Source organism: Segatella copri (genome assembly GCF_003465495.1).
GTDB lineage: Bacteria > Bacteroidota > Bacteroidia > Bacteroidales > Bacteroidaceae > Prevotella > Prevotella copri_G.
Map to the genome: position 1 here is coordinate 1 of NZ_QSAV01000073.1, position 8622 is coordinate 8622.

Sequence of the window (8622 nt, forward strand, 5' to 3'; positions counted from 1 at the left end):
AAAGGGTGCGCCATGGACTTATGACACACCCTCTTTTTTATTTTCAAGAATTTGAGAATTAGAGAATTTTTCTTTCTACCTATTGGTTCTGGTGAATTTTCTTTTTATCTCGTCAGCGAGAACTTGATGCTCAGACCGAAATCCTGTGTGGTGGTAGGATAACTGCTGCTCGACAGGAGCGGGGTGTTGGTCTGACGGTCATAATAGAAACTCATGGTAAGGAGTTTGCTGAAGGTATAATCGGCAGAGAAACTCAGTTTCAGAGCATTGTTGCCGCTGCTGGCACTGCTTACCATTGAGGCAATATCACGAACGATGGCTGCCTGCTTGCGGAAACTGAAGTCAAGACGTAGATTCAGATCATGGTTGGTACCATTCTGAACCGTCTTGGTGGTCGACGCATTCTTATTGGCTGCATTCTTGTTGCCGCCCTTCGACTTGGAACGGGAGGCCTTGGCGCCCCAGCCGAAAACATCGAAATTGTTGATGCGGTAACCCATACCGATTACCCAGTCCTTACTCAATGCCTCGTTCAGCTGCACACTCGTCATACTGAGGTTCAATACACGGGTCTGGCGATATTCTGCCTTCACCGTCATATTATTGTTGAATGTGACATCCATACCCAATAATGGCGAGAACGACTCGTTGATACTTACCTGCGAAATGTTGAACATGCTGCTTGGAGATGGATTGCCCGTAGTGGCATCACTCACGAAGCCGAGACCGTTCATATACTCCTGGAAGGTGCTGTAACTGTTGTAGCTGCCAACCGCAAAGACGCTCTTGTAAGAGTGGTTGATGTTGACACTCTTGAAGTGCTCGTTGAACCAAGGCAGACGTCCCAGTCCACTATAACGGATAGTCCAGTTTGGCAACATCCGGCTCAAAGCTGGGAATACCGAGAGCGAATTGCCACCCATCGAGGTATAAGCCTTGAGGAAGGCAGGAATCATGACATCGCTGCTATACTGGTTGACCGGTGTGCGGGAAGCATCAAACTTGCCACCAGCCAGAGCCGAACCTGTCGGATAAACGGTACCTGCATACTGAGCCTCTACCCTATCTCTGAAACCAGCCAGCGAGTTGACAAACTTCTCGAAGGTCTTGCTGCGATACCCCGAATTGGCATTGCCCATTCCCTCGAAAGCCGAACCCAGCGAGATGGTAGTCATCTGGAAGGCTCCACTCTGGGTGGTTGGCGTTCCTTCATACATATACTGTATGCTCTTCTGCGTGGTCTTGGTACGTGTGGCTGAGAGATCAATCTTGAAATCCTTGACAGGCTCCAGGGTGGCACGCAGCGTAAGATTATCCGTTCTGCTGGTAGTGGCTGGTGTTGCGATACTGTCGTTGCAGAGCAGCCAGTCGTTGTTTTTAGCCTTCTCGATATAATCGTCGCCAACCATACCGAAGGCAAAGTCAAGACCCGGTGCCATCTGTCCCACCTTCTTCTGTCCGAAGGCATCACCCACACTAGGCAAGAAGCCCGGCAGGGTGAGCTGATAGCTGCTGCGATAGTTGATGCTTACGCTGCGCACCATCATTGCCAGACGACTAGCCAACTGCAATCCCTTATACCATTTCTTATCATCAAGCGGTTCCTTAGCCAGTACGGAGAGTTTTACCTTCATGGCGGTATCTACCTTTGAGATTATTCTGATCTGGTTATTATCCACCTTTTTATATTTAAGCGGGAACACTTTGCCGTCTTCCGTCTTGGCATTCACAATCAGTCGCTTGGTATTCTTGCCGTGGCGTATCTTGAATGTAGTATCAGGCAGGAGGGTGATTTCCCGTTCGAAGGCACGCTTGTTCTTAGGCAGCGCCTTCTTCGGATCAGCCGCCTGTTCCTTTGCTTCCTGCTTCTTTTTCTTTTTTTCCTGCTTCTTGCGCTGCATCTGTGCCCTACTCTGGGTACGGTCAAACTTATCGTTTACCTTCTTCAGGAAAGGCACATGGTTGTAGAGTTTCACCAGGTTGAAGTTTCCGTTCAATGTCAGTTCGCGCTGGGTATTGATGGTGTTTCCATACGAGTTGCCCTCCTCATCCTCTGTACCGCGCTCCCAAGAATAGTTGGCATTGTAAGAGGCATCGCTGTTCACCCAGTCGAAGACAGGCAGCAGATTGAGAGGCACCTTGTAGGATGCCTGGAAATTCTGACTGTAGTCGAGCGGTGCACCCCAGTGGCGGATGCTGGTCCATACGGAATCCTTCCAGGCATGATACTGGTCGGCATAAAGATCCTTGTTGACCGGTGTATATGGTTCCTCTATCTGTGCATGGGTAGCACTCTGGAAGTTCATGTGCAGGTTCTTGGTCAGATCCCAGTTGATGGAGAACTCACGGTTCCAGAGGAACTGTTCACTGAAGGTGAGCGGCAACTTGGAGTCTACTCCGGCAGCTCCACTCATCAGGGTTTCCATATCGCGCTCCTGCAACTCGTAGTAGTCGCGCGTCATCTCGGTATTGAAGGCTATGTTCTGCGGCAGCCAGTTCAGTCCGAAACGTTTCAGAATGTCGAGCCACTTGCTCTTGTTCTTCAGTCCCTTGAATGGTTCCCATGCCTTATAAACCGGGCTCCACGAATAATCCAAGGCTCCGCGCCAGTTGTCCTTTCGCTCATACATCGTCGTTTCACCCGTAGTATACTGATGCTGATGACTGTAGGTGAATGAGAAGTTGGCAGGATCGTATGGCATCGGATGGCGCTTGGTAGCGATACCCACCCGGGCATTCGAGATGGAGAAGTTGGTCTGCGTAATCTTGGTGGCAGCGATATTCTCGATAGAATCGCGTTCATGCTTGGATCCGGCAGCATCGAGGGCATCCTTCAACTCCATATCGGTATCCAGCGGATTATACTTAGGAGTGGTCTTCTCCTTGGTAACACTATAATATAAAGGTATGCTCACCTTCGCCTTGTCAGGGAAGAACTTACCCATTTCGAGCGATGTGGTCACACTGTAGGTACCGTAATTATCGGTAGTGCGACTTGCCACGCCATCTTCCAGACCGCCGAATCCTTCGCTGATGTATCTGCCGGTGGCATTCACGCTACCCAAATCGGAGAGTTGTACGTTGAGGTTGGCATTGGCAGCCCAACCGCCCGAATTATTATGTTCCTTGAGTCGGAGTTCGTTTATCCATACCTCACCACTCTTGATGTCGGCAGAATTGTTTCTCACACCCAGCATCATGGTCTTCACCTCGCCGAGACTCGGATTACCCACGATGGTAATCTTGTTCTGCGGATGTTCTGCATCCATCATGGAATAAGGAGCGAGATAAGAAGCCACACCCTGTGCCTTCGCCTTGTTGCGGTTTTTCTTCAATGCCGTAAAGACGCTCAGTGGCACATCGAGCATATTCTCCTCAGGCCATACCGCCTTACAGTCGGCTAGCACATAGCGGTTGTAGTTGGAGCGTGGCTCGGTGAGTTTCAGCGGGATTTCATACTCGTAGTAATTATTCTTGTAATCACTACCCAGACGGATGAAGACTGAGAGATCACCATCCTGCAGACGGGTGGTATTCTGCTCCAATGCATTGGCATGGGCAAACATCTGGATGCGCTTGTACTGGCGCAGATCAAGGGTAGAATTCTTGTAAACCGCCTTCGCCTCGCCTGTGCTCATGTTCTTGACCACCAGACTCAACGCCTGCTCGTTCGCCTCAACCAACTGAGGCTGACTAGGATCCTGTTCGCGCCTGATGCCCGGAGGCAATACATAGTTGACCGGTGTCTTCTCGCCGTTCTCTTCCAGACTCACGCTGCTTGCGTCGAGGGTTCCGCCACTGGCTGCACTAAGCGGCTGATCATAAGTACGCCACTTGCCCATCACGAGGTCGAAGGTACCGAAACGCAGCACGATAGGTTTCTTGAAACCGGTGAGGAACATACGCATGAAGCGGATGCTGGAGAAATCGTTGATGTTACCCTGACGGCTCTCAAACTCATCGATAGGTATGCGGAACTGATACCAGGTAACGGTAGACTTGGTATTATCACGCCAGGTCTGGCTGTATTCACGCTTATCTACGATATGATTGTTACCTACCACGAGATCTTCCGGACGGATACTGACACGATACTGGAAGTATTTCTCATATTCGTTGAGGGTATAATCCTGGTTGATATCCTCGACATCCGGCGTTGACTTATAAGAAGTATCATAGCTCTCAGAACGGCTGTCGCTGTCAGGCGAGTTGCCCTGAGGATTGTTGATATACTTATATCGCTGCAAGATAGGAGCACGCATCTCATCCCAGTCGGAACCGCGGAAATAGTGGTAGTCATCACGTGCCGGATCGGCAAAGATGCTGTCGAATACCGCCTGGTTCACCTTGCCCTGAATCTGGTCGAGATAAGCACTCTTGTAGAATTCCTGCTCCTCGGCATCAGTCAGTCCGTTGAAACCCACATCCTGCAAGGCTCTGCTGCCACTGGTGGTAGCAAAGGCATAGGTCACGGTGCTCTGGGTAGGAATCTTACCCCACTGGGTATAGGTGTAGCTCTTGCTGCCATCTACCGGCATGCCACTCTCATAGAATTTCTTGCCATCACGCAGGATATCCTCGCTCACCTCGCCCAGGTTGATGTAGAAATCGCCACCATAATCGGCAGCATCAGCCTCTTCGCGGGAATAGATGAACGGATCGAGCATCCAGAACTCGATGTATTCGATGTTTGCCTGCTCGAAATCGTTGGTATCCAGCTTACGCATCATTCCGCCCCAGTTGCGTTGCGGATTCTGCAGGGTTCCGTCTGCCTGCAAATCTGTTACATTGAAGTTGTATGGTCCCGGCTCGCTTGGATAGTAAGCCAGATTGAGTACATTCAGGGTATTGGTAGCGCCCTGATAACTGCTCTGGTCGCGCAATGGGAAGAGCTCCTTGGTATAGACCTCGCGAACATAATGGTTACTCAACTGCTTGAGGTCGCCCTTGATATGTCCCGGAGTGAGCGAACTTCCACGGCGGGTGAACAGCGGATCGATGGTATACCAGGCTAGGCGCGAACGGTGGAAGCCGCTGTTCAGACCAGTCTTATCGCTGTAATCGTCCTTGAAATTGAGCGAAGGCACACTGGATATAAACCAGGAGGTAGGAGTAGTTACATCGATGGTAGTCTTCGTACCCTCGAAGTCATCGATATAAGATGCATTGTCCTGTGTGCCACCTGCCTCACCGGCAATAAGCTGGGCAAATTCTCCTGTAAAGGATATCTGCGATGGCTGGGTGAGGTGCAGGAATGGTATCTTGTCAAGCACATTGGTGAGCCACTGACTCTCCTTGCGCCAGTTGAGATTGATGCCCCAAAGGGTGTTCTTCAGCGGTTCGGACCCCATGGATACCTTGGTAGTAAGCGCCTGTTCGGAGAGGTGCTGGATAGTACCGCTCAACTGGAAGTTCTTGGTAAAATCATACTCCCAGTTCAGTCCGAACATCGTTTTTCGGGTTTGTCCGAAATCGGTATTACTCTCCAGAGAAACGTTGACAGCCGTACCGGCATCGATGATGCTCTGGTTCAGGATGGTCACCTCACCGGCACTGTAATCTACCGAATAGTCGGTGCCCTCTTTCAGGGTGATACCGCCTGCCGTAACGACCACCGAGCCCTGTGGCACATTGTAGGCATCGAGCGAGATGACATTGGCTGCAGAGCCCTTGAACTGTCCCACAATCTGATACTTGTTCTTCTCGGCAATCTGCTTGGCTACGGTCTTCGTACTGTCATAAAGTTCGGTAAAGGCATACTTTTCAGCCTTGTCGGCAGCCACGCCCCGCTTGACCAGATAATCACGCATATAACTGCCGAAAGGCTCTACCTTCGGAATGAACACGCGTCCGTTAGAGATGGTATAGCCTTCTACATAATCAAAATATCCATTGCTGTGTGCCTTGTTGTTGTTATCCAGACGGTCGGCGCCCAGCACACGGATGATAGGCTGCTTCTTCACCTGCTGCTCAGGGATATAACTGAGATATACGCCGGTGGTATCGCTCTGGTATTTCACATCCAGGCGGAACTTCTCCTTCTCTACGGTAGAAGCCAGATAATAAACGTTCTTCATCATCAGCCCCCAGTTGCCCTGTCGCGGATTGTTACTGGTATTCTTGAGCGATTTCACGAAGAGTGCCTGCTTGGTATCGCTGAGATCGGATGCAAACTCGCCCACCTGATAGGTAACACCTCCCGATGTATACTCATAGGCTACAGCAAGTACCTGGTCGGTCTGCAGACTGGTTTTCAATGAGATATAACCCAATGAAGTATTGACCGTATACTCTGAAGAATTGAGCAAACGGGCACTCTCCAGTTTCTCATAATCGGCTCCGCCAACCAGTCCGCCTCCATCGAGAGTGGTTGCAGCCTGGTCGATGTCACGGGCAGCAGCATACTGCCCTGTCATCGCCGCATACTCTGTATTCGCCTGGTTAGAAGGCACCTGTCCACTCGCCGCCCACATCGGGTTGCTCAGTTTCTGGTTCTCGCCCAGGTCGGTCAGGGCTACGATGTTTCGGGTATTGGTGGTATTGCCGGTTTTGTTGGTAACCCACACCTCCACACGGTTAATGGTGATGCCCGTGGTGAGATTAGGAAGTTTCTGCATCCAGGCATCATAATGATTTCTGAAATACTGGGAGAGGAAGAAGTGGCGGTTCTCCTCATAATCGGCTACATTCAGTTCGAAAGGAGTGAGCTGTACACCGCCCCTGGTAGATACGCTCTTCGATGCACTTTTCTTCTGCGAAGCCACCATCTGCAGCTTGAGTTTGCCAAACTGCAGATCGGTTCTAACACCAAACAGACTGCTGGCGCCTTTGATGAGCGAAGAGTTGGAAGGGAAGGAGACGTTGCCCGCCTCAACGAGTTTAATGATTTCATCTTCCTTGCCGTCGTACTTCAGTTTCATGTTCTGTGCATCGAAATCGAAGGTGGCATCGGTGTTGTAATTCAGGTTCATGTTCACTTTATCGCCCACCTTTCCGTTGACGTTGAGGTTGATTTTCTCATCAAAATCCATCATCGTCGTCTTTCGGTTGCGGATAGGCAACGAAGGATTGTCGATGCTCTTCTTGTTGATACCGAACTTGAGTTCGGCAGAACCCTGTGTCTTCACTCTGATGCCACCAGGACCGAAGATTTTCTCGGCAGGTCCCAAGTCGAAGTGCATATCTGAGAAATCGAACTTCTCCTTGCCTTTTGCCTGGAAGATTTCATCGTTCTGCTTGCGGAAGTAACTGTTGCGCTGCTGCTGTTCGGTCCATGCAAGATACTCTTTCGGAGTGAGCATGATAGGAGCCGAAAGCCAGGTTGAGCCCATGCGGTTGCCGATGATATAGCGGTCGAGGGTATCGTTGTAGACTACCTGATATTGCAGATTATCAGGACGTTTCAGGTCGAGCGGACTCTGATAGAGGTCGCTCAGGGAGTAAGGTTGGGTGCGCTGAATCTGCCAGCGGGTATGCAGCAATGAATCGGGAATGGTATCTTCATCAAGCTGCACGGGCTGGGCTGTGCTGGTATGGGTTTTCTTTTTATCGTCCTGAAGTTGAGGCAAAGCTATCGCATAGCCGAAGGTTGCCACCATCAGCCAAGCCAATAGAAAAGATATGAATCTTTGCTTCTGTTTCATCGATAAAAAACTCCTAACTTATTTGATTTGCTTCAATGCCAGTTTCACAACCTGTTCTACCGGGAGATCAGGCTGTGCCTTGAGGATATCTACTACTACCTTGGCAGATGGTGCCGGCGAGAAGCCGAGCATGGTGAGGGCGCTTACCGCCTCATCCTTTACGTCATTGTTCACCATCACCACATTGCCTCCGCTGGCTGGCAGTTCGTCAGCGATGCCGAGGCTCACGATTTTATCTTTCAGGTCGATGATGATTCGCTGTGCTGTCTTCAGTCCGATACCCTTCACGGTTTTCAGCACCTTGTCGTTACCCGTAGAAATGATTTCACAGAGTTCGCGTGGCGAGAGTGAAGAGAGAATCATACGGGCTGTATTTCCGCCTACTCCTGAAACGGTGATGAGGAGGCGGTAGAGTTCACGTTCCTGTTTGGTAGCAAAGCCGAAAAGGGTGAAAGAGTCATCTCTTCCACCAGCCATCAGCACTTCGTGAACATAGAGCTTCACCTCCTGTTTGCCCTGAATGGCAGTATATGTATTGAGCGATATATTGAGTCCGTAGCCCACCCCCGCAGTCTCAACAACAGCCAGCGCAGGTGTCAGCTCTGTCAGATCGCCATGAATATATTCTATCATTTTCTTTTTCTCCTAATTAAATTAATATATTAATAACGTGCGAAGGGCGGGATTATTGTAATAGAGTTCCATAAAATTACGTCCCGTAGTGCAAAGCGCATCGGGAGGTATTGGAAAGAGGATGAATGATGTTTCGCAACAAAATAGCGAAACTGTAAGGTTCTTGCTACGGATACTTTACAAATCTCTGCTTATTCATATCTAAAAAACTATGATTTTACTACTTTAAATAAAGAGTGAAGAATTCACTGTAACTCTAACATCGATAAATGCTCGCAAATTCAAGTCTACGAATTTTTTCTTTTAAAATTACGCTAAAATCTGCCGAATAGCTTAGAATGAGCGA

The 8622-nt window shown here is 49.7% G+C and carries 2 protein-coding genes; both read right to left on the reverse strand.

Annotated features, from left to right (window positions below; all coding sequences use genetic code 11):
* Positions 1 to 104: 104 nt before the first annotated feature.
* Positions 105 to 7643: a cell surface protein SprA gene (sprA, locus tag DWV53_RS14500; RefSeq protein WP_118155306.1), complete on the reverse strand. Its 7539-nt coding sequence runs from the start codon at positions 7641 to 7643 to the stop codon at positions 105 to 107.
* A gap of 18 nt (positions 7644 to 7661) precedes the next feature.
* Positions 7662 to 8276, reverse strand: coding sequence for a Holliday junction branch migration protein RuvA (ruvA, locus tag DWV53_RS14505; RefSeq protein WP_118155308.1), 615 nt, complete (start codon positions 8274 to 8276; stop codon positions 7662 to 7664).
* Positions 8277 to 8622 lie beyond the last annotated feature (346 nt).